Origin of the sequence: Isoptericola sp. NPDC056573 (genome assembly GCF_042793335.1) — a bacterium.
Classification (GTDB): domain Bacteria; phylum Actinomycetota; class Actinomycetes; order Actinomycetales; family Cellulomonadaceae; genus Isoptericola.
On sequence record NZ_JBHTUY010000004.1, the window covers coordinates 219,618 to 242,337 of the forward strand.

Consider the following 22,720-nt stretch of genomic DNA (forward strand, 5'->3'; position numbering starts at 1 on the left):
GCTGGGCAGATGACGCCCTTCTCCCCCGCCGTGCACGCCGACCGCCGCCGCCGGGCCGCCGCCCAGGCCGCCGCCGCCGGCCTCGCCGGAGTGCTGGTGACGCCCGGCCCCGACCTGCGCTACTTCCTCGGGTACACGCCCGCCGCCGAGCTCGAGCGGCTCACGCTGCTCGTGCTGCCCGTGGACGGGGACCCGGTCGCGGTGGTGCCGAAGCTCGAGGCCCACGACCTCGAGGTCGGCGCGGTCGGCGGCATCGAGGCCGTGGCCTGGGTGGACGGCGAGGACGAGCACGCGGTCGCCGCCCGGCTGCTGCGCCCGGACGGGCGGTACGCGATCAGCGACACGGCGTGGGCGCTGCACGTGCTGGGCCTGCAGCGCACCCTGCCCGCGTCGTCGTACGCCGCGGTCACGACCGTGCTGCCCATGCTGCGGGCCGCGAAGTCGCCCGAGGAGGTGGCCCGTCTCGCCGCGGCGGGCGCCGGGGCGGACGCCGTGTTCGCCGAGATCGTCACCCGCCGGTTCGCGGGGCGCGCCGAGCGCGAGGTGTCCGACGACCTGGACGCGCTGCTGCGCTCCCACGGGCACGAGCAGGTCGACTTCACCCTGGTGTGCGCGGGCGAGAACGGCGCCGACCCGCACCACGAGGCCGGCGACCGCGTGATCCGCGAGGGCGACATGGTGGTCATGGACTTCGGCGGGCTCGCCGACGGCTACGGCTCCGACACCACCCGCACCGTGCACGTCGGCGCGCTCACCGACCGCGAGCAGGAGGTGCACGACGTGGTGCGCGCCGCGCAGCAGGCGGGTGTCGACGCCGTCCGCCCCGGAGCGACGTGCCAGGACGTCGACCGCGCGTCTCGTGCCGTCATCGCCGACGCCGGGTTCGGCGAGTTCTTCGTCCACCGCACCGGCCACGGCATCGGCCTGACGACGCACGAGCCGCCGTACATGGTGGAGGGCGAGGAGACCCCGGTCGAGGCCGGGATGTGCTTCTCCGTCGAGCCGGGGATCTACCTGCCGGGCGAGTTCGGCGTGCGCATCGAGGACATCGTCGTCGCGTTCCCGGCCGGCGTCCCCGGCGTCGCCGACGCCCCGGACGCCGCCGTGCGGCTCAACACCTCGCCGCACGAGGTCGTCGTCGTCGAGTAGCGCACGAACGACCTTCCAGCGAGAGACCACCCGGTGGAAAGCAGGTCAGCTGGGCGACGCCTTGCCGTGCCGCCAGTAGCCGACGAAGTCGACCGCCGCCTTCGGCCACTGCCGCTCGTTCACCAGGTGCCGCCGCACGCCGGCCGCGAGCGCCTGCTCGCCGGCGACGAGCGCGTACCCGCTGCCCGCGGGGAGCTCGGCGCCGCGCACGACCTCGAGCGCGGCCCGGCCGGGCACCTCCCCGAGGACCGGGTCGTCGGCCGCCGCGCGGTCGCGCTCGACCCACCGCAGGTCGACGCCGGCCGGCACCCGGAAGTCCTGGCGGTCGTCGGCGGTGGGGACCTCGACGACGGCGACGCCACGCGCGTCGTCGGGCAGCGCCTCGCAGATGCCGGCGACGGCGGGCAGGCCGCTCTCGTCGGCGACGAGCAGCCGCCAGTCGCACGCGGCCTGCCGGTGGTGGTAGGTGCCCTGGTCAAGGATTCCGACCCGGTCCCCGGGTCGCGCGGACAGCGCGAAACCCGCGCCCGGGCCGAGCGGCTCGTGCCCGCCGTCCGGCCCCGCGGGCGCCGCGCCGTCGTGGCCGTGCAGCACGAAGTCCACGTCGATCTCCCGCAGCTCGGGCCGCGCCGCGCGGATCGTGTAGTTGCGCACCAGCGGGCGGCGGGCGCGCGGCGTCGCCAGGTACTGCGCGTACCAGCCGAGGTTCGACGTGCGCGTCGGGAGCTTCAGCGTGTCCTGGCCCGGGCGCGGCAGGAACAGCCGGAACCACTGGTCGTCGCCCACGAGGGTGAGGCGGTCGATGTCGTCGATGCCGAGCGTGACCCGTTGCAGGTGCGGGCCCAGGCGCTTCGTCGTCACGACCTCGGCGACGAGGACGTGCGGGTCGACCGGCTTCGACAGCGTTCGCGTGCTCACGTCGGTAAGGTTAGGCGAACCTCACCCGAATGACCAGGGTCCGGTCGGGTGCCGCGACGGGCCCCGTACCCGAGACTGAGGGCGTGCACTCCCTCCTCCGGTCGCGAGCGCTCCCCGGCCTCACTGCCCTCGTCACGCTCCTCGCCCTCGGTGCCTGCTCGCCGTCGACGCCCGCGCCGACGGAGACGCCGAGCACGGTGACGACGCCGGGACCGACCGCGACCCCCGAGCAGCCCCTGCGGGTCGAGGTGACGGCCGGCGACGTCACGCTGGAGGTGTCGGTGCCCGGCGCGGCGCTCGACGACCCTCCCGTGCACGTCACCCCCGACCCGAGGGCGGGCACGTCGACCTTGACCCTCGAGCGGTCCGCGGTCGACGACGCCGACGACACCGACGATCCGGTGACGCTCGCCCTGGCCTCGGGCGGCGCGTTCGAGACCCGCGCCGACGGCAGCGTCGCGGTGCGCGACGGCGGCACGACGGTCGGCGGGCTGTCCGCCCCCCGGGGCGCGCGCCTCGTCGCCGCGGACGACACGCACCTGGAGGTCCGGCCCCTCGCGGACGGCACGTCGGGACCCGAGGACGACGACGTCACGACCACCCTCGGCACCACCGCCGTCGAGGGGACCGACTGGGGCGACCGCGAGGGCGGTCCGTCCCTCGCCGTCGTCCCGACGGACTGGGCGCGGGAGGCGGGGCAGGCGGGCACCGACCTCGTGTGGGCCGAGCTGGTGACGGCGGACCCCGACGTCGACACCGCGACGATGCACGACCAGCTCGAGTGCCACGCGATCGGCGCGCCCGACAAGGACTCGTGGAACCTGGAGCCGTGGCGGCCCGACGTCGGCCTGGTCGCGACGATGGCCGCGCGCTGCAACCCGACCTCCTGACCCTTCTTGACATATTCCGATATAGGCATAGGTTGGTCGTATGGCACGCGCGGCGACGACGACGGATGCGTTCAACGCGGTGGCCGAGCCCCGGCGCCGCGAGATCCTCGACGCCCTGGCGCAGCAGGAGCGCGGCGTCGGCGAGCTCGCCGAGCTGCTCCACGTCGCCCAGCCCGTGGTCTCCAAGCACCTCAGGGTGCTGCGCGAGGTCGGGCTGGTCGAGGTCCGCGACGACGGCCGTCGTCGCCTCTACCGCACGGACGCCCGGCCCCTGCAGGAGATCCACGCGTGGGTCGGCCGGTACGAGCGGCTGTGGGAGGAGCGGTTCGAGCTCATCGACGAGCTGCTCGACACCCTGGAGACCCCGCCGGGCGTCCACCCGGACCAGCCCCCGGAGCACCGAGGAGAACGATCATGACCAGCACCACCACCGGCACCGCCGTCCTGACGCTGCCGAACGACACCGACATCCAGGTCGTGCGCCGGTTCGCCGCCCCCGCGGCCGCCGTCTGGCGCGTGTTCACCGAGCCCGAGCTGATCGCCCGCTGGTGGGCCGGCAAGCGCGGCACCGTCACGAGCGTCGAGATCGACCCGCGCCCCGGCGGCACCTACCGCTACGTCATGCAGGCCGACGGCGGTTTCGAGGTCGCGTTCCACGGCGAGTTCACCGAGGTGGTGCCCCCGGAGCGCCTGGTGCACACGGAGGTCTTCGAGGGCATGCCCGACGGCGACGCCGCGGCGACCCTGAACACCTACACGTTCACCGAGGAGGACGGCGTCACCACCCTCACGCTCGTCACCCGCGCGCCCAGCCGCGAGGTCCGCGACGCGATCGTCGAGTCGGGCATGGAGGGCGGGCTGCAGGAGGGCTTCGACCTCGTCGACGAGCTCGCCGCCGGCCTCGCGGCCTGATCGGCGCCGAGATCGAGGTGAGGGCACGAGGTCGAGGTCACGGACCTCGACCTCGTGCCCCTGGCCTCGACCTCGGCGCTCGAGCGTCAGACGGCGGTGTAGCCGCCGTCGACCAGCCAGTACGCGCCGGTGACGAACGACGCGTCGTCGGACAGCAGGAAGCGCACGACGGTCGCGACCTCCGTGGGGTCGCCGAGGCGGCCCAGCACGTGCTTGCTCTCGAGGGCCTCGCGCGCCTCGGCCGGCAGGCTCGACTCGACCAGCGGCGTCTTGATGTAGCCCGGGCCCACGGCGTTGATGCGCAGCCCTTGCGCGCCGTACTCGGCGGCGGCGTTCTTCGTGATGCCCACGACGCCGTGCTTCGCGGCCGTGTAGGCGCCGTTGCCGATGGCGGCGACCGTGCCGTGGATCGACGCCATGTTGACGATCGCGCTCTGGCCGGCGCCCTGCTCGAGCATCGCGGGGATCTGCGCCCGCATGCCGTAGAGCACGCCGTTGAGGTTGATGTCGATGACGCGGTCCCAGTCGTCCAGGTCGGTCTCGCCCGCCGGCGCCTGCTTGCCGCCGATGCCGGCGTTGTTGACGGCGTAGTTCAGGCCCCCGAAGGTGGCCTTCGCGAACTCGACGGCCTTGGCCGAGTCCTCCTTGACCGCCGTGTTCTGCTCGAACGCGGCCGCCTCCCCGCCGGCGGCGGTGATCTCGTCGACCACGCGCTGCGCCGCGTCGAGGCGGATGTCCGTCACCACGACCTTCGCGCCGAGGCCCGCGAGCTCCTTGCTGATCGCCTCGCCGAGGCCCGACCCGCCGCCCGTCACGAGCGCGACCCTGCCCTCGAAGCTGCCGACTGCCGTCATGTCCGTCTCCTTCGCACCACGCCCCCGCGGGCGGGCGCACGGGTCACGCGCGGTGACGGCCCGGGGGACGAACGTCCGCCCCGGAGGCCCTCGTGAGGGTCGGGGCGCTGATCCTTCGACCGTAACCCCGCGCGCCGGGCGGACCGCGCCCCCGCCGGGTCTGACGCGTCACACCGCCACGTCAGGAGCCCTGGGCCCCGGTGCCCCCGCGGAGCCCGGCCAGCACGGCGCCCTCCTCCCCCGCGGTCAGGCCGGTGACCGCGGCGTCCGGGGTCGCCCGCAGCCACGCGAGCGTGTCGCGCGCGGTCTCCTCCACCGGCCGCGGCGACAGGCCCGCGGCCCGCGCCGGCGCGGCGTCGTGCGCCGGCATGCCGTCGTACTCGGGCCGCGGCAGCCACAGCGGCAGCGACCGCTCCCCCGACCACGGCCGGACGTCGGCCGCCGCCAGGGCGGCGTCGTCCGCCCATGCCCAGCGCGGCGCGGCGCCGACACCGCGCGCCACCGCGGCCAGCAGGTCGCCGACCGGGGTCACCGGCCCGACGGCGTCGAAGGTCCCGCGGGTGCGGCGCTCTGCCAGGTCGACGAGCCAGGCCGCGAGGTCGCGCACGTCGATCACCTGCACCAGGTCGGCCGGGTCGCCCGGCGCCAGGACGTCGGCGCCGTCGTCGAGCACCCGGGCCAGGCGCGCCGGCCAGTACGCGAACCGACCGCTCGGGTCCCCCGGACCGACGATCAGGCCCGGGCGCACCACCGCGGCGCTCGCCGCGCCCTCGCGGACGAGCTCCTCGCACGCCACCTTCATCGCCCCGTACGCCTCCGGGTCCTGCGCCCCGTCGACGTCGTCGACCAGCGGCTCGCGCAGCCGCCCGACGCCGGGCCCGCCCGGGTCGGCGTCGTCGGCGTACACGTTGACCGTCGAGACGAACACCCAGTGCGCGTCCGGCAGCGCGGCCACCGCGCGTCGCACGTGCGACGGGGTGCGCGACACGTCCACGACGGCGTCGAATCCCTCCACGGCCAGGGCGTCCGGGAACGGGTCGGCCCGGTCCAGCGCCACGTGCCGCACGCCACCCGGCACCGGTCCCGACGAGCCACGGTTCGCGGCCACCACCTCGTGCCCTCGCGCCACGGCGTCCGCCGCGACCACCCTCGACAGGAACACCGACCCACCCAGCACCAGGAGCCTCATGAGCACCACCCTGACGCACCCGCACGCCCCGCGCCCTGCCTTCTGCCGCCGGCAGAAGGCGCCGCCGGGCTAGTGTCCGACGACATGACCCCAGCCCTTCCGGACGACCTTCCCCGCACCGCGCCCGTGACCGCCGCGTTCGAGGTGCTCGTCCGCTTCTCCCCCGCGGCGCTCGTGCACCATGCCGTACGGTCCACGCTGCTGGCGGTCGACCTCGGCCGGCAGCTGGCCCTCCCCGTCGACGACGAGGTGCTCGCCGTCGCGGGCCTCCTGCACGACGCCGGCCTCACGGCCGGGTTCGACGCGCACGCCGAGCCGTTCGAGGTCGCGGGCGGCAACGTGGCCTGGGCGGTCACCGCGGGCGCCGGCTGGAGCACGCAGCGCCGTGACCGCGCGGCGCGGGCGGTCGTCGACCACATGCTCGACGACGCCGACGTCCCGCCGGGCGAGCGCCCGGAGGGGCATCTCCTCGCCCGGTCCACCGGCGCCGACGTCAGCGGCCGCGGGCTCGAGCACTGGCCCACGGCCTTCCGCGCGGACCTCGAGGCCCGGTGGCCCCGGCTCGACTTCCGCGACACGTTCAGCGCCTGCCTCCGGGACCAGGCCGCGCGCAAGCCCGCGTCCGTCGTGGCCGCCTACGTCGCCGCGGGCGGAGCCGACCGGGTGCGCTGACCGTCGCGGTCGCCGACGACGCTGCGACGCTCACCAGCGCTGCGCGACGTCCTCCGCCCAGCCGTCGAGGCCGTCGACGTCGAGGCGCACGCCGGCGTCGGTCGTGACCCAGCCCGACCAGGTGCCGAAGCACTGGTGGGTGGACGACGCCACGACCCCGAGCTGGGTGCGGCTCACGCGGTCGTGGGCGGGCACGAAGGCGAGGTCCAGCCGTTCGCCGCGCACCCGCCACGGCGCGGTGTACGCGCGGCGGTCGAACGTCCAGTCGAGCTCGTCGTGGAGCTTGTGCAGGCGGCCGTCGACGAGCACCCCGTTCTCCGTGGTCGCGCCGGCGCGCGTCCACGTCCCGCCGAGCTGCAGCGCCACCTCGTGCCCCGCGCCGTCGGCGTCGACGCCCCGGCCGAACCCCACGCCCCACTGCCAGGCGGCGCGGTAGGGCCAGCGGCCCCGCCCGTGGTCGAGCACGGCCCACGCCCCCGTTGCGACCGGGTGCTCGACGCCGTCGAGCCGGAGCCGGCCGGTGGCGGGCCGACCCACGTCCTTCACGGTGTACTGGAACCGCCGGTCCGACCAGGGCACCACGACCCCGAGCAGCTCCCGGCCCGCCGGCCGGGACACCGTCACGTCGAGGTCCACGCGCGGCGTCCGGGCACGCAGGCGCGTGCCGCCGACCCCCTCGTCGACGGCGATCGCCACCGCACGCGTGCGCGACCGGACGGGGCCGGCGCCGAGGCGGCCGGGCAGCGTCGCCGACCGGTTCAGCGGCGCGATCGCGACGGCGTCGACCTCCTCGCCGGTCGCCCGGTCCAGCACCCACACCTGGTGCAGCGCGGCGTAGTCCAGCGCGGACGTGGTGAGCGCGACGACGTGGTCCGCGGTGACGACCGCCCAGTACTCCCACCGCTTGTTCCGGCCCAGCCCGCGCAGGCCGCGTCCGATGCCGGACGTGTCGTGCAGGGGCACGCGCGACCAGCCGACGGCGTCGGGGTCCAGGCGCCCGTCGGGGAGGCAGAGGGGCAGGTCGGCGACGATCTCGCGCTCGGTCACGGGGCGAGGCTAGCGCCGCCTGCTAGCGTCCGGGCGTGCCCGACTCCCCCGCCGCCGCCGTCACCTTCCGCCTCGCGACCCGCGACGATCTGCCGCGTGTCGTCGAGCTCATCGCCGACGACGCCGTCGCCGCCTCCCGCACGGGCGTGTTCGGGCCCGCGCACGTGGCGGGCTTCGAGGCGGTCGAGGCCAGCCCGAACGACGAGCTCGTCGTCGCCGAGCTGGACGGCGCCGTGGTCGGCGTCATGCAGCTGACGTTCGTGCCCGGCATCTCCCGCAACGGCGCCACGCGCCTGCTCGTCGAGGCGGTGCGCGTCGACGCCGCGCTGCGCGGCCAGGGGCTGGGCCGCGCGCTCATGGAGCACGCGCACGAGCGCGGCCGCGAGCGCGGCTGCGTGCTGGCCCAGCTCACGTCGGACAAGCAGCGGCCCGACGCGCACCGGTTCTACCGGTCGCTCGGCTACGCGCAGTCGCACGAGGGCTTCAAGCTCCCGCTGTGACGCCGGGGCCCGGCTCGCCCTCCGCGGCCTCCGGACGGCGCACGTCGCGGATGCCGACCATGCTCACCAGCCCGCCGAGCACGAGCAGCCCCGCGGTGACCAGCAGGGCGCGGTGGAACGACGCGACGTCGAGCACCCCGCCGAGGATGACGCCGGCGAACGCGACGGTCAGCAGCCCGGCCACGCGCGAGACGGCGTTGTTCACCGCCGAGGCGATGCCGGCGTCGGCGGCCGGGGCGGCGCCCAGGATCGCGGCGGTCAGCGGCGCGACGGTGATGGACAGCCCCAGGCCGAACACCAGCAGCCCCGGCAGCACCTGCGTCACGTAGGTCGCGTCCGCGTCCATCGTGAGCAGCAGCAGGTAGCCGGCGCCCGCGACGACCGGCCCGATCGTCATGAACCACCGCGCCCCGTACCGGGCCGCCAGGGTGCCGAACCGCGTCGACAGCGCGAGCATCGCGAGGGTCGACGGCAGCTGCGCGACGCCGGCGGCGGTGGCCGACCAGCCCGCCACCTGCTGCAGGAACAGGCCGAGCACGAACCCGCCGAGCGAGAGCGCGCCGTAGACGGCGAAGGTCGCGACGTTGCCCCACGCGAAGTTGCGCGCGGCGAACAGGCGCGGCGGCATCATCGGGTCCCGCGCGCGCCGCTCGTAGACCACGAACGCGACCAGGAGCACCACCCCGACCGCGACGGCGGCCCACGTCCGCTCGATGAGCCCGTACACGCCCGCCGCGAGGCCGGTCGCGGCGAGCACGGCGCCCGGCACGTCGAGCCGGCGGCCGGTGGTCTGCCGCACCTCCGGAACCGGCCGCAGCAGCACGAGCGTGACGACGACGACCGGCAGGTTGATCCAGAACACCCACCGCCACGACAGCAGGTCCACCAGGCCGCCGCCGACGAACGGGCCGACGATCATCGCCGTGCCGGTCCACGCCGTCCACCGCCCGATGGCGCGGCCCTGCGCCTCGCCGTCGAACGTCGAGATGATGAGCGCCAGCGAGCTCGGCACCAGCAGCGCCCCGGCCACCCCCTGCAGCAGGCGGGCGCCCACGAGCACCGGGCCGGTCGGCGCGAGCGCGCACAGCACCGACGCCGCGGCGAACCCCACGAGTCCCGCGACGAGCACCCGGCGCCGCCCGTACAGGTCCGACAGCGACCCGGCGAGCAGGATGAGCGAGCCGAGGGTGACCAGGTAACCGTCCACCACCCACTGCTGCAGGCTGAGCCGCGCCTCGCCCGAGCCGCCGAGCTCGTCGCCGATGGCGGGCAGCGCCACGTTCACGACCGTGCCGTCGAGGAACGACACGAACGACGCCAGGATCGCGACCACCAGGACGCGGCTGCGCAGCCGGGCCTGCGCCGCGTCGGGCACGGACGGTGTGCTCACCGGATCACGGTACGGCGCAATGGCGGTGACGCGCCGGTCGTGGGGCGCTAGCGTCGCCGGCGTGACCCTCGAGTTCCGGCGCACCGCCATCACCGACGTCCCCGCATCGCGGCGCCTCGGCGCCGAGGCGTTCGGCGTCCCGTCCACGCCCGCACCCGATCCCGACCCGGCGGCCTGGCCGCTGCCGAACATCCGGCCCTGGGTCGCGACCGACGACGGCGAGGTGGTCGCGGGGCTGGGCGTCCGGTCGTTCACGTCCTGGTTCCACGGCGTCCGGCTGCCGACCGCGGGCTTCGCCGGTGTCACCGTCGCCGCCGAGCGCCGGGGCTCCGGCCTGCTCCGCCCGCTGATGGAGGCCGCGCTCGCGGAGGCCCGTGACCTGGGCGACGTCGTCTCGACGCTGTACCCGTCGTCGGCGGGCATCTACCGCGGGCTGGGCTACGAGGTGGTGGGCGCGTTCGAGGACGTGCGGATCCCGATGGCGGCCCTCGCGGCCGTGCCCCGGCCCGCCGAGGACGTGCGCGCCCGGCGGGCCACCGCTGCCGACGTCCCCGCCGTCCGGCGGGTGTACGAGGCGTGGGCCTCCGCGCAGAACGGCCCGCTCTCCCGGGCCGAGGCCCCGTTCACGATGGAGGCCGACGACATGGTGGGGCCCGACGCCGACTACACGGGCGTCAGCCTCGCCGTGCGCGGCACGGGGGCGGCCGAGGAGGTGCTCGGCTTCGCGAGCTGGTCGCGCGGCCCGGGCTACGACCGCACCAACACCATCGAGGTCGACGACCTGGTCGCGCTCACCCCCGACGCGGCCCGCGTCCTGTGGCGGGTGCTCGCCTCGTTCGCGTCCGTCGCGGGCTGGGTGCAGGTCTGCACGTCGGGCGGCTGGTCGGGGGTCGACGTCTCGCGCCTGGTGCTGCCCGACCACGCGGCGACCTCGGCGCCTCGCCCGTACATGCTGCGCCTGCTCGACGTGCCCGGCGCGCTCGGCGTCGCCCGGGTGGCGCCGGTGCCGGCCCGCGTGCCGTTCGCCGTCGTCGACCCGCGGACGCCCGACATCGAGGGCGCGTGGACCCTCGAGGCCGCCGACGGCGCGGTGCGCGTCACGCCCGACGACGACGCCGCCCCGGGCGACCGCCTCACCTTCACGTCCGCCGGGCTGGCCGCGACGTGGGCGGGCGCGCAGTCGACGGCGAACGCCCGGCTCGCGGGCGGCGCGTCGGGGCCCGCCGCGCACGACGCCGTCTGGGACGCCCTGTGGGGCGGCCGCCAGGTGCACGTGCGCGACTACTTCTGAGGCCCGGCCCCGGATGCCCGGCCCCGCCCGCTCCCCCGCCGCCGTGACCCGCGCGCTGGCGCCCCGGCTCGCGCTGCTCCTGCTCGCGCTCGTCGTCGCGCGCCTCGGGCGCCTGGCCGAGCACCGGCTGGCCGAGCCGGTCGGCGGCCCGCTCGGTGGCGTCATGGCGGCGGCCATCGTCGCGGTCCTCGTCCTGGTCGTGCGCCCGCGGACGCGGGCGCTCACGGCCGGGTTGGTCGGGTTCGCGCTCTGCGCGGCGGTCGAGCTGCTGCGGCTGACGTCGCTGCCGCAGGCCCTCGCCGAGCGGTGGCCGCCCCTGGCACCGGTGCTCGGTGCCGCCTTCTCCCCGGCGGGCCTGCTCTGGTGCGCGGCGGGCGCGGTCCTCGGCGCGGTCGGGGGCGTCGCCGTCGCGCGCGCCGTCTCCCGGGGCCGGCGCGCGGGGACGGAGCACCAGGGGTAGCCACCATACCTAGAGGTAGGTATGGTGGCGGCATGAGCACGCCGACCGATGCGCGCGACCGGCTCGTCGCCGCCGCGCAGGAGATGTTCGCCGCCCAGGGCGTGGGCGCCACCAGCCCTCGCCAGGTCCTGGCCGCCAGCGGGGTGGGGCAGGGCAGCCTCTACCACCACTTCCCCACGAAGCACGACCTCGCCGCGGCCGCCGTCGGCGCCACCGTCGAGGCCGCGCTCACCGCGGCGCGCCGCGACCTGGAGGGCACGACGCCGGCCCTGGACCGCGTCGTCGCGTACCTCGAGCGCCCCCGCGACGCGCTCGCGGGCTGCAAGGTCGGCCGCCTCACCAGCGACCAGGCCGTCATGGACGACGACGGACTGCGCGACGTCGTCACCGCCTACTTCGTCCGCCTGCTCGACGTCGTCGCCACGACCCTGCGCGAGACCGGACTGCCGGACGACACCGCCCGCGACCGTGCGCACGCCGCCGTCGCGATCGTGCAGGGCGGCTACGTGCTCGCCCGCGCCACCGGCGACCCCGACGCGATGCGGGCCGCCGTGCGCGGCTTCGTCTCGATCCTCACCCCGGAGAACACGAAGGAGACCGCGTGACCTTCCGCGAGCGCCTGCGCGCCCTGCCGACCTTCCCGCCCGGCCTGCCGCCGTTCGGCGTCGACCTGGACGACCTCACCACCGCCCCGGCCACGCCGCAGGAGCTGTTCGCGCAGTGGTTCGACGACGCGCTCGCCGCCGGCGTCGGCGCCCCGCACGCGGCGACCCTCTCGACGGCGGACGCCGCGGGCCGCGTGCACGCGCGCACCCTGGTGATCAAGGACGTCACCGCCGACGGCTGGTGGTTCGCGGGGCACGCGACGAGCCCCAAGGGCCGCGACCTGGGGGAGAACCCGCACGCGGCGCTCACCGTCTTCTGGCGCGACCTCGGCCGGCAGGTCCGCGTCAGCGGGCGCGCCTCCTCCGCCGGGCCCGACGCCGGAGCCTCGGACTTCCGCGCCCGCCCGGACGGCTCGCGCGCCGCCGGGCTCGTCGGCCACCAGAGCGAGGCGCTCGGCTCCCGGCAGGAGTACTGGGACGCCTTCGCGGGCCGCCTGGACGAGGCGCGCGAGCACCCCGACGCCGTCGCCCCGGCGTGGACCGCCTGGGTGCTCGCCCCCGTCACCGTCGAGTTCTGGGCGGCCAGCGACGACAAGGGCCAGTCCCGCCTCCGCTACCGCACCGACGCGCCGCCAGCCCGCACCGAGACCGCCTGGACCAAGGAGCTGTTGTGGCCGTGAGCCCCACCGACACCGACGCGCGCACCCCCGACCTCGCGCACGCCCTCGCCGACGCCGACGCCGCCCTCGCCGCCCTGATCGACGTCGTGCGCGGCCTGCCGGAGGGCGCGGGCGCCGACCCGTCCCCCCTCGACGGGTGGACCCGCGGGCACGTGCTGTCGCACGTGACGAACGTGGCCGCCGCCCTCGCACGCCAGGCGGAGTACGCCGCGCGCGGCGAGACGGTCGCCCCGTACGACGGGGGTCCGGCCGGGCGGAACGCCGACATCGAGGCGGGCGCCGGGCGCAGCGCCGCGGAGCACGCGGCCGCGCTGGAGGTGGCACGGGCCCGGCTCCTGGCGGCCTGGCCCGCGCCGGACGACGCACTGTGGGCCGCACCCGTGGCGTACCGGGACGGCGTCCTCGCGGACGCGCTGCTCGCCTGGTGGCGCGAGGCCCGCATCCACGCGGTCGACGCGACCGCCGGCCTCGGCGCGGCGGCGGGGTACGGCTCCTGGGACGACGCGTTCTGCGCGCACCTGCGCGACTTCCTCGCCGTGCGCCTGCCGGAGCCCGAGGGCGCCGACGGCGCGGGGCTGGAGCTCGCCGGCGACCCGCGCGACGTCGCCGCGTGGCTCGCCGGGCGCACCCCCTCGGGCCCCGTCTCAGCGCTCCGGGACGGCGCCGCCGTGCCGCTGCCCGACCTCGGCCCGTGGCCGTCGTCGGCGACCCCGAAGCCCTGACCTGCGGCGGCGCCCGCCACGGGTGTGACCCACGTCACTGCAGGTCAGAGGCTCGTGTGAGGTTGCTCTCATTCTTTGTGACAGTTTTCACGCGCGGCGTATGGTGACCCGGTGACTTCGAGTGCTACGACTGCTGGGGCCCCCACAGGGGCCGACGTCGACGTCGTCCTCATCGGCGGCGGAATCATGAGCGCCACGCTCGGCACGCTGCTCCAGCAGCTCGAGCCGTCGTGGTCCATCCGGATCTACGAGCGCCTGGACGACGTGGCGCAGGAGTCCTCGAACCCGTGGAACAACGCGGGTACCGGGCACGCCGCGCTCTGCGAGCTCAACTACACGCCCGAGCGCAAGGACGGCTCGATCGACATCACCAAGGCGGTGGCGATCAACGAGCAGTTCGAGATCTCGCGCGAGCTGTGGCAGCACCTGCTCGCCACGGGCCGCATCAAGGACGACTCGTTCCTCAGCAAGACCCCGCACATGACGTTCGTGCGCGGCGAGAAGAACGTGGACTACCTGCGCCGCCGCTACGAGACGCTGCACGTGCACCCCCTGTTCCGCGACCTCGAGTACAGCACCGACCGCGCCACCATCGGCCGCTGGGCGCCGCTGCTCACCACCGACCGCGACGCCGACGAACCGATCGCCGCGACCCGCGCGACCTCGGGCACCGACGTCGACTTCGGCAACCTCACCCGCCAGCTCGTCGACGGGCTCGTCGCGAACGGCGCCGAGCTCAAGCTCCAGCACGAGGTGAAGAGCCTCAAGCGCACCAAGGACGGCCGCTGGCGCCTGCGCGTCAAGGACCGCTCCTGGAACGCGCGGAACCGCACCAGCACCGTCACCGCGAAGTTCGTCTTCGTCGGCGCCGGCGGCGGCGCGCTCCCCCTGCTCCAGTCGGCCGGCATCCCCGAGATCAAGGGCTTCGGCGGCTTCCCCATCTCCGGCGAGTTCCTGCGCACGGACGACCCGGAGCTCGTCGCGCAGCACCAGGCGAAGGTCTACGGCAAGGCCGACGTCGGCGCCCCGCCGATGTCCGTGCCCCACCTCGACACCCGCGTGGTCGACGGCAAGACGTACCTCATGTTCGGCCCCTACGCCGGCTTCAGCCCCAAGTACCTCAAGAAGGGCAAGTACCTGGGCCTGATCACGTCGCTGCGCGCCAACAACGTGACGTCGATGCTCGGCGCCGGCCTCAAGAACCTCGACCTCACGCAGTACCTCGTCGGCCAGCTCCTGGCCGCGCCCGAGACGAAGTTCCAGGCGCTCCAGCAGTTCATGCCGACCGCTCACCCCAAGGACTGGGAGAAGCTGACGGCGGGGCAGCGCGTGCAGGTCATCAAGCGCGACGCCGACGGCAAGGGCGTGCTCCAGTTCGGCACCGAGATCGTCACGGGCGCCGAGGGCTCCATCGCCGGCCTGCTGGGCGCCTCGCCGGGCGCCTCGACCGCGGCCTCCGCGATGGTCGACCTGCTCGAGCGGTGCTTCCCGTTCCGGTTCACCAAGTGGCGCCCCGAGCTCGCCTCGGTCATGCCCAGCCTGGACGGCGTGCCCGCCGACGCCAGCACCATCGACGCGACGCCGGTCCCCGACTCGCCGTCGTACCTGCACGCCGACGGCGTCCTGGACGCGGCGGTCTACGAGTCGCAGGCGGACTCCCGCCTCTGAGCGCCTGAGCGCTCCCCCTCCTCGGCGGCGTCAGAGAGCCTGGACGATCTTGTCCACCTGCTCCCTGGCGTCGCCGAAGAGCATCCGGGTGTTCTCCCGGAAGAACAGCGGGTTCTGCACGCCCGCGTAGCCGGTCGCGAGCGACCGCTTGAAGACCACGACGTCGCGCGCCTTCCACGCCTCGATGACGGGCATGCCCGCGATGGGTGACGACGGGTCGTCCTGCGCCGCCGGGTTCACGGTGTCGTTGGCGCCGATGACGAGCACGACGTCGGTGCCGGGCAGGTCCGGGTTGACCTCGTCCATCTCGAGCACGACGTCGTAGGGCACGCGCGCCTCCGCCAGCAGCACGTTCATGTGGCCGGGCAGCCGCCCCGCCACGGGGTGCACGCCGAACCGGACGGTCACGCCGCGCGCCCGCAGCCGCTCGGCGAGGTCCGCCACCGGGTGCTGCGCCTTGGCCACCGCCATCCCGTACCCGGGCACGACGACGACCGACCGCGCCGCGGTGAGCAGCGCGGCCACCTCGTCGGGCGACGTCTCGCGCACCTCCCCCGCCTCCTGCGTGCCGCCACCGGGGCCGCCCGTCGTTTCGCCAGCAGCGCCCGCGCCGAAGCCGCCGAGCACGACGGACCAGAACGACCGGTTCATCGCCCGGCACATGAGGTAGCTGAGGATCGCGCCGGAGGCCCCGACCAGGGCGCCGGTGACGATGAGCAGGTCGTTGCCGAGGGTGAACCCGGCGGCCGCGGCGGCCCAGCCGGAGTACGAGTTGAGCATCGACACCACGACCGGCATGTCCCCGCCGCCGATCGCGGCGACGAGGTGCCACCCGAGCGCGAACGCGACGAGCGTCATGAGCAGCAGGGGCAGGAGCGCGGACCCGACGTCGTCGGCGGTGACGAACCAGGCCAGCAGGCCGGCGGACGCGACCAGCGCCAGCAGGTTGAGCGCGTGCCGCCCGGGCAGCGTGAGCGGCGCCGAGGGCAGCCGCCCCGACAGCTTGCCGAACGCCACGACCGACCCCGTGAACGTCACCGCGCCGATGAGCACGCCGAGGAACACCTCGACGCGGTGCACGGTGTCGCCGCCCGCGGCCGCCGCACCCGCGGGCTCGGCGAGGAACGAGCCGTAGCCGACCAGCACGGCCGACAGCCCGACGAACGAGTGCAGCAGCGCGATGAGCTCCGGCATCTGCGTCATCTCGACGCGCCGGGCCCGCCACGACCCCACGGCCGCGCCCACGACCAGCACCAGCAGGATCAGGCCGGCCGTCACGGGCCACGGGCGCTGCGACCGGTCGAGCGCCAGCGCGACGGTGGCGACGATCGCGAGCCCCATGCCGAGCATCCCGAGCACAGTGCCGCGCCGCGCGGACTCCTGCGCCGACAGCCCCGCCAGCGACAGCACGAACAGCAGCGCCGCGATCACGTACGCGGCCTGCGCGACCGACGTCACCGTCATGGCGCCTCCCGCCGGAACATGCCCAGCATCCGGTTCGTCACGAGGAACCCGCCGAACACGTTGACGCTCGCGAGCGCCGCGGCCACGACGGCGAGCGTCGTGACCAGGGGCGAGGAGTCGCCGATCTGCAGCAGCGCGCCGACCATGATGATGCCGCTGATCGCGTTGGTCTGGGCCATGAGCGGCGTGTGCAGGGCGTGCGTGACGTTCGAGATCACGTAGAAGCCGACCACCACGGCGAGCGCGAACACCGTGTAGTGCCCGACGGCGTCCGGCGGCGAGACGGCGATCAGCAGGCCCGCGGCGACGGCGCCGAGGGCGCCCAGCACCGCGCGGCGCGTCGCGCGGCGACGGCGCTCCGCCCCGGGGTCGACGGCGGCCGGCTCGGGTGGTGCGGGCGTCGGGGCGGGCGAGGGTGCCGCGGACACCGCGACGGGCGGGGGCGGCCAGGTCACCTGGCCCTCGTGCGTCACGGTCATCCCGCGGACCACGGGGTCGTCGAGGTCGAGGACGAGGCACCCGTCCTTGCCCGGCGTCAGGAGCGTGAGCAGGTTGACCACCACGGTGCCGAGCAGCCGCGAGCTGTGCTGCGGCAGGCGCGCGGCCAGGTCGGTGTACCCGAGCACGACGACGCCGCGGCCGGTGACCACCCGCTGCCCCGGCACCGTCGCCTCGCAGTTGCCGCCGCCGGGCGCGGCCAGGTCCACGACCACCGACCCGGGGCGCATCGCGTCGAGCATCGCGCGCGTGATCGTCGTCGGCGCCGTGCCGCGCACGAGGGCGGTCGTGACGACGACGTCCGCCTGCGCGGACTGCTCCGCGTACGCGCGCAGGGCGGCCGCCTCCTGGTCGGCGCTCTGCGCGCTCGCGTACCCGTCGGCGCTGACCTGCTGGACGGCGTCGTCCGCGCGCACGACCCGGGCGCCGAGCGACTCGATCTGCTCGGCCGCCTCGGGCCGCACGTCGAAGGCGTGCACCTCGGCGCCCAGGCTCACGGCGGTGCCGATCGCCGCCAGCCCCGCCACGCCGGCGCCGATGACGAACACCCGCGCGGGCGGGGTGCTGCCCGCGGCCGTCACCTGGCCGGCGAACATGCCGCCGAACTCCTCGGCCGCCTCGACCACCGCGCGGTACCCGGCCACGTTGGACAGCGCCGACAGCACGTCGAGGGCCTGCGCGCGCGAGATCCGAGGCACCGCGTCGAGGGCCAGCGCGGTCACGCCGCGCGCGGCGATCGCGTCCAGCAGGTCGGGGCTCGCCGCGGGCGCGAGCTGGGCGACGAGCGTCGCGCCCGGCCGCATCAGGTCGAGCTCCGCGAGGCCCGGCGGGTGCAGGGTGACCACGACGTCGGCCGACCACACGTCGGCCCGGTCGGCGACGCGGGCGCCCGCCGCGACGTAGTCGTGCGCGGGCAGGCGCGCGCCGTCCCCGACCCCGGGCTCGACCACGACGTCGTGCCCGAGGCCGACGAGGCGGCGGGCGGCGTCCGGGGTGACGGCGACGAGTCGCGGGTCCGCGCCGGCCGCGCGAGGAGCACCGATACGCATGGCCGTCCCCTCAGCGGGCGGTGTCCGACGAGGTGTCGAGAGCGCCGCGCAGGCTGCCCCACGCCGTCCAGCGGTCGACCTCGACGACGGCGGTCACGCGGGCACGGTCGCGCACCTTGTACGGGTCGCCGGTGTAGTGGCGCGCGATGCGGTCGGTGTCGGCGAGGTCGACGTCGTCGCGCCACGCGGTGACGCGGCCGAGCAGCGTGGCGTGCGTGTACCAGTCGTCGTCCAGCACGGTGAGGCTCACGTGCGGGTTCGCGTGCAGGTGCTGCACCCGCTTGCGCGTCGCGTCGAGGTTCACCAGCACGTGCCAGCCGTCCGCGCCGTCCTCCTCGAGCAGGTACCACGTCGCCGCGGTGACGGGGCTGCCGTCGGGCCGGACGACGCCGATCACGGCGGGCTGGGGGCGGCGCAACAGGTCGAGCACGGGGGCCGGGAACGGCGGACGGGGCATCGTTGACTCCTCGCGGACTTCGTGACGCACGGCACTTGCGGTCGCTCGGCGCCGACGCTACGCCCTGGACGTGCGCGGATGCACGCGGTCTTGTCGTCCGTGCCGCCGCTAGGGTGACCGGCAAGCGCTTGCCCGCTCCCGTCCCAGCCCACCTCCGGAGGACCCGCATGCCCCGCACCGTCCACCTCGCCGGCGACTCCACCGCCGGCCCGAAGAGCCGTGCCGCCGCACCCGAGACCGGCTGGGGGATGGCCCTGCCGTACTACCTCGACGACGCCGTCGCCGTCGCCAACCACGCGCGCAACGGCCGCAGCACCCGCAGCTTCGTCACCCAGGGGCGGCTCGACGCCGTGGCCCGCGACCTGCGGGCGGGCGACGTCCTGGTGATCCAGTTCGGCCACAACGACGCGAAGGTCGAGGACCCCGAGCGGCACACCGAGCCGTGGACGTCCTACACCGATCACCTCGCCCGGTTCGTCGACGTCGCGCGCGCCGCGGGCGCGCGGCCCGTGCTCGCGACGTCGGTCGAGCGGCGCCGGTTCGACGACGCGGGCCGCGCGGTGCCCGCCCACGGCGAGTACCCCGACGCGATGCGCGCCCTCGCCGCGCGCGAGGACGTGCCGCTCGTGGACGTCCAGCGCGACTCGCTCGCGCTGTGGCACGACCTCGGGCCCGAGCGCACGCTGCACTATTTCTTCCACGCCGACGACGGGCGCCGCGACGACACGCACTTCAACCCGCCGGGAGCGGGGGCCGTCGCCCGGCTCGTCGCCACCGGCCTCCTCACCGCGGGCGTGCTCGCCGCCGGCGAGGTGCGCCGGCTGGACGAGGACGTGCCCGACGTCTGGTTCCGCTGGCTCGACGACGAGCCGGCCTGACCCCGCGGGTACCCGGAGGGTCGGGCAGCAGGTAGGCTGTGGAACGAACTGGAACCGGTTCCAGTACATGCTCCACCGTCGACGGCGTGCAGGGAGGTCCGCGTGGTCACGCTCCGCGACGTCGCGCGCGCCGCAGGCGTCTCGCTCGCCACCGCGTCGCGCGCGATGAGCGACGCACCCCACGTGTCGGCGGCCAACCGCGCACAGGTGGCCCGCGCCGCGGAGTCGCTCGGCTACCGGCCCCACCCCGCGGCCCGCGCGCTGACGACCGGGAGCACCGGCACGGTCGGCCTGGTCGTGCCGGACCTGGCCAACCCGTTCTTCGCCGCGGTCGCCAAGGGCGTGCAGGCGCGGGCGCGCGAGACGGGCCGCGAGGTCCTCGTGGCCGACACCGACGAGGACGTCACCGTCGAGCCCGACGTCATCGCGCGGCTCGGCGACCGGGTGGACGGCCTCGTCCTCTGCTCCCCCCGCCTGCCGCACGACCGCCTCGGCCCGCTCCTGGCGTCGGCGGGCGGGCCGGTCGCGCTCGTCAACCGCGAGGCGCCCGACACCCCCTCGGTCTCCTTCGACATCGCCGACGGGGTGCGCCAGGCGGTGGACCACCTGCGCGCGCTCGGGCACGACGTCGTCGCCTACGCCGGCGGCCCGCGCACCTCGTGGTCGGACGCCGAGCGCCGGACGGCGCTCGCCACGCTCTCGACGGGCACGACCGGCGACGCGGTGCTCGACCTCGGCAGCTTCCGGCCCACGCACGGGGGCGGTGTCCAGGCCGCGGACCTCGCGCTCGCCGCCGGCGCCACGGCGGTGCTGTGCTTCAACGACCTCGTCGCGCTGGGCGTCCTGGCCCGGCTGCACGCGCGCGGGGTGGCCACGCCCGCCGACGTGTCGGTCGTCGGGTTCGACGACGTCGCCGCCGCGTCGCTCGTGACGCCCGCCCTGACCACCGTCGCCGTGCCCCTGGCCCGCGCCGGACGGGTCGCGGTCGACCTGCTGGCCGGCGGCAGGGTGCCGACGGAACGGGTCGCGCCCGAGCACCGCCGCCTGCCCGTCGAGCTCGTGGTGCGCGCGTCCACCGCGCCGGCGACATCCGTCGCCCACGTCCCCCCTGGCACGGCTGCCCCCCTCCCCTCCACCACAGATCCCGAGGTCGCGATCCGATGAGCACCGCCCCGCACCACCCGCTGCTGCCGCTCGCGGCGACCCCCGCGCCCGGCGCGACGGCCGAGCCGCCCCTGCCCGGTGTCGTCGACCTCGCCGACGTCGCGCTGCTGCTGCGCCCGGCCGACGACGTCGCCGTCACGACGCGCCAGGTGCCCGCCGGCACCACCGTGCGCCTGCCCGACGGCGCCGAGGCGACCACCCGCTCGACCCTGCCGCGGGGCCACAAGCTCGCCGTCCGCCCCGTCGCGGCGGGCACGGAGGTGCGCAAGTACGGCCAGTCCATCGGTCGGGCGAAGAAGGACGTCGCGCCGGGCGACCACGTGCACACGCACAACCTGGGCATGGACGACGGCGCCCGCGAGTACGAGTTCGGCACCGCGCGCACGACGCTCCCCGAGCCCACGACGCGCCGCACGTTCCAGGGCTACCGCCGCTCGGACGGCCGCTGGGGCACCCGCAACTACGTCGGCATCCTCACGTCGGTGAACTGCTCGGCCTCGACCGCCCGGATGATCGCCGACCAGTTCCGCGGTCCGGTGCTCGACGCCTATCCCCACGTCGACGGCGTCGTCGCGCTCACGCACGACACCGGTTGCGGCCTGGTCCCGACGTCGGAGGGCGCGCAGGTCACCCTGCGCACGCTGCGCGGGTACGCGTCGCACGCGAACATGGCCGGGCTGCTGGTCGTCGGGCTCGGGTGCGAGATGCTGCCCGCCGCCTCCGTGCTCGACGGTCTGGAGCTGCGCGCGGACCTGCCCGTGCGCACGCTGACGATCCAGGACACCGGCGGCATCCGTGCCACCGTGCGCGCCGGAGTCGCCGCCGTCACCGAGATGCTGCCCACGATCGACGCGCTGCGGCGCGAGGAGGCACCGGCCTCGGAGCTGGTGCTGGGGCTCAACTGCGGCGGCTCCGACGGCTTCTCCGGGATCACGGCCAACCCGGCGCTCGGCCACGCCTCCGACCTGCTCGTCGCGCAGGGCGGCACGTCGATCCTCGCCGAGACGCCCGAGGTGTTCGGCGCGGAGCACCTGCTGCTGCGCCGCGCCGTCTCGCGCGAGGTGGGCCAGCGGCTGCTCGACCGCCTCGACTGGTGGCAGGGCTACGCGGCGGCCGGGGGCGGCACCCTCGACAACAACCCGTCGCCCGGCAACAAGGCGGGCGGGCTGACGACCATCCTCGAGAAGTCGCTCGGCGCGGTCGCCAAGGCCGGCACCGCCGACCTCGTCGCCGTGCACGAGTACGCCGAACCCGTCACCGAGCGCGGCATGACCTTCATGGACACCCCCGGGTACGACCCGGTGTCCGTGACCGGCATCGTCGCGGGCGGCGCGAACGTCGTCGTCTTCACGACCGGCCGGGGGTCGGTGCTGGGCTGCAAGCCGTCCCCGTCGATCAAGGTCGCGACCAACTCCGACACCTACCGCCGCATGAGCGAGGACATGGACCTCGACGCCGGCCGGATCGTCGAGACCGGGCTGACCGTCGAGGAGGTGGGCGAGGAGCTGTTCGAGAAGATCCTCGCCGTCGCGTCCGGCGAGCAGACCGTCTCGGAGGAGCTCGACCTGGGGGCCGACGAGTTCGTGCCCTGGCAGCTCGGCGCGGTCACGTGACGCGGCGCTGACCGTCCCGATCCCTCAGGCCTCGATCCCCCGCAGCAGGCGGCGCAGCGCCGCCCACGCCTGGTCGAGAGCGCGGTCGCGGTCGGGCGAGGCGGCCACCCACAGGGCCGCCTCGTTCATGGCCCCGGACAGCAGGGCCGACGTGGCGGGGACCTCGGGGGCGCGCACGCGGCCGGCGTCCGCGAGCTCGCCGAGCACCTCGTCCAGCAGCCGTCCCGAGCTGGCGGCGTCGTCCTCGCGCCAGCGCGCCCACCCGAGCACGGCGGGCCCGTCGACCAGCACGACCTGCCGCGCGTCGTCGGCGACGACCGCCGCGAGGAACGCGCGGCAGCCCGCCTCGAGGCTCTCCCACGGGTCGCTCAGACCGTCGGTCGCGCGCTCGATCCCGGCGCCGACGCCGCGGGTCACGTCCGCGTGCACGGCGGCGAACAGCCCGGCGCGGCTGCCGTAGTGGTGGTAGACGGCCCCGCGGGTGACGCCGCACGCGGCGGCGACCTCCTCGACGGCCACGGCGGCGTACCCCCGCTCCGCGTACAGCCCGCGCGCGGCGGCGAGGATCGAGGCCGCCGTCGCCTCGCTCTCGGCCCTGGATCTCCTCGGCATGGTTGACAGGTTACCGACACCGTGAATGTATATATACG

The 22,720-nt window shown here is 75.7% G+C and carries 23 protein-coding genes and 1 pseudogene; 15 read left to right on the forward strand and 9 right to left on the reverse strand.

The genetic code is table 11. The features are described from left to right. Nucleotides 1-9 precede the first annotated feature (9 nt). Nucleotides 10-1,149, forward strand: coding sequence for a M24 family metallopeptidase (locus ACFQ8E_RS08485; RefSeq protein WP_430550132.1), 1,140 nt, complete (start codon nt 10-12; stop codon nt 1,147-1,149). 45 nt (nt 1,150-1,194) lie between these two features. On the opposite strand, the gene ACFQ8E_RS08490 is transcribed toward ACFQ8E_RS08485, so the two are convergent. After that, the gene (locus ACFQ8E_RS08490; RefSeq protein WP_430550133.1) at nt 1,195-2,067 is read right to left on the reverse strand and encodes a siderophore-interacting protein; all 873 of its coding nucleotides are present in this window, start codon (nt 2,065-2,067) and stop codon (nt 1,195-1,197) included. A gap of 83 nt (nt 2,068-2,150) precedes the next feature. On the opposite strand from ACFQ8E_RS08490, the gene ACFQ8E_RS08495 reads away from it, so the two are divergent. Genes ACFQ8E_RS08495 through ACFQ8E_RS08505 form a run of 3 tightly spaced genes read left to right on the forward strand, consistent with a single transcriptional unit; the run spans nt 2,151 to nt 3,869 of the window. Continuing rightward, complete coding sequence (locus ACFQ8E_RS08495; RefSeq protein ID WP_430550134.1) at nt 2,151-2,957, forward strand: DUF2599 domain-containing protein; 807 nt, start codon at nt 2,151-2,153, stop codon at nt 2,955-2,957. 40 nt (nt 2,958-2,997) lie between these two features. After that, a complete protein-coding gene (locus ACFQ8E_RS08500; protein WP_430550135.1) occupies nt 2,998-3,375 on the forward strand; it encodes an ArsR/SmtB family transcription factor in 378 nt (125 codons plus the stop codon). Next, a complete protein-coding gene (locus tag ACFQ8E_RS08505) occupies nt 3,372-3,869 on the forward strand; it encodes an SRPBCC family protein (protein ID WP_430550136.1) in 498 nt (165 codons plus the stop codon). Before ACFQ8E_RS08500 ends, ACFQ8E_RS08505 begins: the two co-directional genes overlap by 4 nt. Nucleotides 3,870-3,955: 86 nt before the next feature. Here ACFQ8E_RS08505 and ACFQ8E_RS08510 read toward each other — a convergent pair whose 3' ends face one another. Next, nucleotides 3,956-4,723 carry an SDR family NAD(P)-dependent oxidoreductase gene (locus tag ACFQ8E_RS08510; RefSeq protein ID WP_430550137.1) on the reverse strand — a complete coding sequence of 256 codons (768 nt, stop codon included), beginning with the start codon at nt 4,721-4,723 and terminating at the stop codon, nt 3,956-3,958. 181 nt (nt 4,724-4,904) lie between these two features. After that, nucleotides 4,905-5,912, reverse strand: coding sequence for an NAD-dependent epimerase/dehydratase family protein (locus ACFQ8E_RS08515; RefSeq protein ID WP_430550138.1), 1,008 nt, complete (start codon nt 5,910-5,912; stop codon nt 4,905-4,907). A gap of 84 nt (nt 5,913-5,996) precedes the next feature. Here ACFQ8E_RS08515 and ACFQ8E_RS08520 point away from each other — a divergent pair, with 84 nt between their 5' ends. Beyond that, nucleotides 5,997-6,584 (forward strand): HD domain-containing protein, encoded by a 588-nt coding sequence (locus tag ACFQ8E_RS08520; protein WP_430550139.1) that lies wholly within the window; start codon nt 5,997-5,999, stop codon nt 6,582-6,584. 30 nt (nt 6,585-6,614) lie between these two features. On the opposite strand, the gene ACFQ8E_RS08525 is transcribed toward ACFQ8E_RS08520, so the two are convergent. Next, nucleotides 6,615-7,631 carry a DUF2804 domain-containing protein gene (locus ACFQ8E_RS08525; RefSeq protein ID WP_430550140.1) on the reverse strand — a complete coding sequence of 339 codons (1,017 nt, stop codon included), beginning with the start codon at nt 7,629-7,631 and terminating at the stop codon, nt 6,615-6,617. 35 nt (nt 7,632-7,666) lie between these two features. On the opposite strand from ACFQ8E_RS08525, the gene ACFQ8E_RS08530 reads away from it, so the two are divergent. Further along, nucleotides 7,667-8,131 (forward strand): GNAT family N-acetyltransferase, encoded by a 465-nt coding sequence (locus tag ACFQ8E_RS08530; RefSeq protein ID WP_430550141.1) that lies wholly within the window; start codon nt 7,667-7,669, stop codon nt 8,129-8,131. Here ACFQ8E_RS08530 and ACFQ8E_RS08535 read toward each other — a convergent pair. Then, nucleotides 8,115-9,521: an MFS transporter gene (locus ACFQ8E_RS08535; RefSeq protein ID WP_430550142.1), complete on the reverse strand. Its 1,407-nt coding sequence runs from the start codon at nt 9,519-9,521 to the stop codon at nt 8,115-8,117. The two genes, ACFQ8E_RS08530 and ACFQ8E_RS08535, sit on opposite strands and share 17 nt — an antisense overlap. 61 nt (nt 9,522-9,582) lie before the next feature. Between ACFQ8E_RS08535 and eis the strand changes: the two genes are divergently transcribed. The 6 genes and pseudogenes from eis to mqo form a co-directional block, all read left to right on the forward strand. Further along, nucleotides 9,583-10,812 (forward strand): enhanced intracellular survival protein Eis, encoded by a 1,230-nt coding sequence (gene eis, locus ACFQ8E_RS08540; RefSeq protein ID WP_430550143.1) that lies wholly within the window; start codon nt 9,583-9,585, stop codon nt 10,810-10,812. Nucleotides 10,813-10,825: 13 nt separating this feature from the next. Next, nucleotides 10,826-11,272, forward strand: coding sequence for a DUF2809 domain-containing protein (locus tag ACFQ8E_RS08545; RefSeq protein ID WP_430550144.1), 447 nt, complete (start codon nt 10,826-10,828; stop codon nt 11,270-11,272). 32 nt (nt 11,273-11,304) lie between these two features. Beyond that, nucleotides 11,305-11,877, forward strand: a complete 573-nt coding sequence (locus ACFQ8E_RS08550; protein ID WP_430550145.1) for a TetR/AcrR family transcriptional regulator — start codon at nt 11,305-11,307, stop codon at nt 11,875-11,877. Then, on the forward strand, nt 11,874-12,557 hold the full coding sequence (locus ACFQ8E_RS08555) for a pyridoxal 5'-phosphate synthase (protein ID WP_430550146.1): 684 nt from the start codon (nt 11,874-11,876) through the stop codon (nt 12,555-12,557). The genes ACFQ8E_RS08550 and ACFQ8E_RS08555 overlap by 4 nt, the downstream gene beginning before the upstream one ends. Next, on the forward strand, nt 12,554-13,279 hold the full coding sequence (locus tag ACFQ8E_RS08560) for a maleylpyruvate isomerase family mycothiol-dependent enzyme (protein ID WP_430550147.1): 726 nt from the start codon (nt 12,554-12,556) through the stop codon (nt 13,277-13,279). The genes ACFQ8E_RS08555 and ACFQ8E_RS08560 overlap by 4 nt, the downstream gene beginning before the upstream one ends. A 108-nt stretch (nt 13,280-13,387) precedes the next feature. After that, nucleotides 13,388-14,947, forward strand: a pseudogene (mqo, locus tag ACFQ8E_RS08565) (malate dehydrogenase (quinone)); the annotation flags it as partial. A gap of 30 nt (nt 14,948-14,977) precedes the next feature. On the opposite strand, the gene pntB reads toward mqo, so the two are convergent. Genes pntB through ACFQ8E_RS08580 form a run of 3 tightly spaced genes read right to left on the reverse strand, consistent with a single transcriptional unit; the run spans nt 14,978 to nt 18,415 of the window. Further along, the gene (gene pntB / locus ACFQ8E_RS08570) at nt 14,978-16,411 is read right to left on the reverse strand and encodes a Re/Si-specific NAD(P)(+) transhydrogenase subunit beta (protein ID WP_430550148.1); all 1,434 of its coding nucleotides are present in this window, start codon (nt 16,409-16,411) and stop codon (nt 14,978-14,980) included. Then, entirely contained in the window at nt 16,408-17,958 is a 1,551-nt protein-coding gene (locus tag ACFQ8E_RS08575; protein WP_430550149.1) for a Re/Si-specific NAD(P)(+) transhydrogenase subunit alpha, read from the reverse strand. Before ACFQ8E_RS08575 ends, pntB begins: the two co-directional genes overlap by 4 nt. A gap of 10 nt (nt 17,959-17,968) precedes the next feature. Next, nucleotides 17,969-18,415, reverse strand: coding sequence for a pyridoxamine 5'-phosphate oxidase family protein (locus ACFQ8E_RS08580; protein WP_430550150.1), 447 nt, complete (start codon nt 18,413-18,415; stop codon nt 17,969-17,971). Between the two features lie 167 nt (nt 18,416-18,582). On the opposite strand from ACFQ8E_RS08580, the gene ACFQ8E_RS08585 reads away from it, so the two are divergent. The 3 genes from ACFQ8E_RS08585 to ACFQ8E_RS08595 all read left to right on the forward strand — a co-directional run bounded on the left by ACFQ8E_RS08585 (nt 18,583) and on the right by ACFQ8E_RS08595 (nt 22,070). Beyond that, nucleotides 18,583-19,293: a rhamnogalacturonan acetylesterase gene (locus ACFQ8E_RS08585; RefSeq protein ID WP_430550151.1), complete on the forward strand. Its 711-nt coding sequence runs from the start codon at nt 18,583-18,585 to the stop codon at nt 19,291-19,293. A 102-nt stretch (nt 19,294-19,395) separates the two neighbouring features. Further along, nucleotides 19,396-20,457: a LacI family DNA-binding transcriptional regulator gene (locus ACFQ8E_RS08590; protein WP_430550152.1), complete on the forward strand. Its 1,062-nt coding sequence runs from the start codon at nt 19,396-19,398 to the stop codon at nt 20,455-20,457. After that, on the forward strand, nt 20,454-22,070 hold the full coding sequence (locus ACFQ8E_RS08595; RefSeq protein ID WP_430550153.1) for a UxaA family hydrolase: 1,617 nt from the start codon (nt 20,454-20,456) through the stop codon (nt 22,068-22,070). The genes ACFQ8E_RS08590 and ACFQ8E_RS08595 overlap by 4 nt, the downstream gene beginning before the upstream one ends. A 24-nt stretch (nt 22,071-22,094) precedes the next feature. Here ACFQ8E_RS08595 and ACFQ8E_RS08600 read toward each other — a convergent pair whose 3' ends face one another. Continuing rightward, entirely contained in the window at nt 22,095-22,682 is a 588-nt protein-coding gene (locus ACFQ8E_RS08600) for a TetR/AcrR family transcriptional regulator (protein ID WP_430550154.1), read from the reverse strand. Nucleotides 22,683-22,720 lie beyond the last annotated feature (38 nt).